Below are 2,911 nucleotides of genomic sequence, written 5' to 3'. Positions count from 1 at the left end.
GCCAGTAGGGGGCCTTACGTGCAATGAGCGAGCGGCGGCGACGCTTCTTCGGATGTGCCGCGGCACTCATCGGTGGAATGGGGGGGGTGGGGGGGGCCAGCCCTTCCAGGTCGGTTCGGCCCAGCCTTTCCACCCGGGATGGTCGAGCTGCTTCTCGATGAAATCGACGGCATTGAAAGGCACCGACACCAGCCTCCCGCGGAGGGCCCGTGTCAGGGTCTTCATGTCCTTTTGGACGAGGTACCAGCCCGCATCCCTCAGCGCTGCCGCGGGATCATCGAGGAGAGCCTCGAAGAATTCCCGGTTGCGCATGGCTTTGTTCGCGACCTTGGCAAGTCGCGCGCGAGCCAGACGCACGCGCCGCGTCGATCGGCTGGTGCCTTTCTTCTTTTTCCTGCTCATCCTGTTCTTGCTCATCGCTTCCCCCTTTGGTCGTTACCCTTCGGCTGTCCCGGACCCCCCGGACTCGCCATTCTCTCCAGCTCCGATGCCACGCTGCCGAGCCCTTTCGCGCGGCTGATTTCCGCCAGCTTCCTATAGATCGGCACGAAGTCCGCGGGCTCGATCTCGGCTCCCGGCTGGCCGGCGCGCTCGGCGAGCAAGGTCTCCCAGCGCTTTGCTTCTTCGGTGGCTCCCTCCGACAGAGCGATTGCCTGCAAGAGCGCGTAGACTCGTGGATCGGGATCCCCAAGCTCGTGCGACACCATCAGGCCAGCCTTCGCCTCATTCACGTGCCCCTCCATCACATTGCACCAGCCCCAAAGGGGATACAGAGGCGGGTAATCCCATTTCTCGGCGACGGGACTCTGCATCGACCGTATCGCCCCCTCGCAGTCGCCATGTCTCGCGCGGTTGTCCGCGAGATTCACCAGCAGGATGTTGTTGCCGGGGGAGTAGCCCAGGGCCACTTCGAGGTGCGCCTTCTGTGCCTCGGCGTCATTGGCGATGTAGGCGCCGGCCCATCCGATCATCGCCTGCTCGAACGGACTGGCCTTCGGCTCCAGCTCCAGGAGCTTTGCTTGATGCCGGCGGGCCTCCTCCAGATCGCCGGTCCTCGCGAGGGTGGAGACGAGCCAGATGCGTGGAGCGACGAAATCGGGATCGAGATCGACGGCGCGCTCCAGGAAACGCTTCCCTCCTGACTCGCCATGGTGGATGTACCGGCTGGCCTGGAGGAACGCCCTGACCGCCGCGACGTTGCGCCGGCGCGCGCCGATCCAGGGCCTCAGGCTCTTGTCGGGCCGGCCGGCACCGCTGGCATCCAGCGTTTCCAGAATCTCGATGGCGAGCGACGAGGCAGCGGACGCAAGGTCCGCCGTCTCCTCGAGGGTCGCCTGGTAGGCCGAGAATACCTCTCCGGTCTTGGGATTCTCCAGCCGCAGGCGGATCTCGAAGGCATCGCCCGTCGGAAGAATGCTCCCGTTGACGATCCAGGAGACCCGATTGCGCGTCATCAGAGCGCGTATGCCGTCCGCGTCTCCGGACGGCCCGCCGGCGGCATCGCCGGGTAGCCGGTTCAGGCTGAAGGGATCCACCACGCCGATTCCCGGCACGCCGGTCAGCTCATCCGCGAGCATCGCCTGGAAGACCTCGGGCCAGTCTTTGCGCTCGTCCCCCGCGAGGAGGCTTTTCGGGGCGAGGATGGCGATTCGCAGCGGCTCGGCCGCCGGCGGCAGGGGCCCCACGGGGTGCCGGGGCCATTGGCGCACCGCGACCACGATGACCAGGGCGAGCGCGGTGAGAGCGAGCGCCACGAGGAAAGGCTTCGAACGCAGCACTCCCTTTTTGCCGAAGCCGACGTACACCTTGCGGCGGGACGCGGTGAGGTGACGTTGGAAGGCGCGCAGATCCGCCAGCAGGTCGGCGGCCGACTGATAACGCTCGTCCGGCCGCTTTGCCAGGCACTTCCGGGCAATCCGCTCGAGCTCCTCGGGAATCGCATAGTTCAGCCGGGAAATCGCCTCCGGCTCGCGATGCAGCACTGCGTCCAATCCGGTGATCTCGTCCGTGTCGGGGAATGCCGGCCGCCCCGTGCACATCTCGTAGAGAAGGACCCCGAAGGAGAACAGGTCGCTGCGTGGATCGACGTCCCGTCCCAGCGCCTGCTCGGGGGCCATGTATCCGGGAGTCCCGGCGAACCTTCCCTTCTCCCCGGACGTGCTCGCCGTGGAGAGGGAAGAGGCCTCTTCCGGTCGCACGTAGCGGCGCGCCAGCCCGAAATCTGTCAGGCGCGCCCGGCCATCCTTCGAGAGCAGGACGTTGCTCGGCTTGATGTCCCGATGGAGCAGATGATGCTCATGCGCGGCGCCGAGCGCATCGGCGATCCCGAGTGCATGCTTGACGATCTCCTCGAGCAACAGAGGCTTTCCGGTGGCGAGCCGGTCGCGAAGATCGCCCCCCTCCACCAGCTCCATGGCAATCCAGGGCCGGCCCTCGACTTCGAAGGCTTCATACACGGGGACGATGTGCGCGTGAGAGATGGCGGAGGCGGCGCGTGCCTCGCGCAGGAACCGACGGCGGTAGTCCTGGTCGGCGAGACTTTCGGGATGAGGGGACTTCAGCGCGACGTTGCGTCCCAGGTTGAGATCGCGCGCGCGATAGACGATCCCCATCCCGCCGCGCCCGATCTCCGAGAGGATCTCGAAGTGCGACAGGCGCGTGGGCTGGGCGCCTCCTGCACTTGCCGCGGGCCCGGACGCGTCTTCCATTACTTGACTCGAGGCAGGCGCGTGCGTGCGCGCGATTCGGTCCGATGCGATGGCTCGAATCCGGCTCTCATGACGATCTCGATATGGGGGTGACGTCCCACACGTCCAGTTGTGGGACATCCTACACTGGATCGCCTGCAAGTGTATCCAGATGTGGGACCTACCCGCGGGGTAAGCGGAACTCTCGCGATCCTGGGGTGATC

At 66.2% G+C, this 2,911-nt stretch carries 2 protein-coding genes; both read right to left on the bottom strand.

The window, feature by feature from the left end; all coding sequences use genetic code 11:
• Nucleotides 1–66 precede the first annotated feature (66 nt).
• Nucleotides 67–417, bottom strand: a complete 351-nt coding sequence (locus VFW45_13040; GenBank protein HEU5181708.1) for a hypothetical protein — start codon at nucleotides 415–417, stop codon at nucleotides 67–69.
• Complete coding sequence (locus VFW45_13035; protein ID HEU5181707.1) at nucleotides 414–2,708, bottom strand: serine/threonine-protein kinase; 2,295 nt, start codon at nucleotides 2,706–2,708, stop codon at nucleotides 414–416. Before VFW45_13035 ends, VFW45_13040 begins: the two co-directional genes overlap by 4 nt.
• Nucleotides 2,709–2,911 lie beyond the last annotated feature (203 nt).

This window comes from Candidatus Polarisedimenticolia bacterium, from assembly GCA_035764505.1.
GTDB lineage: Bacteria > Acidobacteriota > Polarisedimenticolia > Gp22-AA2 > AA152 > AA152.
Note: the sequence above shows the minus strand (reverse complement) of the source record. Positions and strands in the feature narration are given on the sequence as shown.

Coding starts and splice junctions, on each gene's coding strand:
- VFW45_13040 (HEU5181708.1), bottom strand. CDS start 417: ATGAGCAAGAACAGGATGAGCAGGAAAAAGAAGAAAGGCACCAGCCGA.
- VFW45_13035 (HEU5181707.1), bottom strand. CDS start 2,708: ATGGAAGACGCGTCCGGGCCCGCGGCAAGTGCAGGAGGCGCCCAGCCC.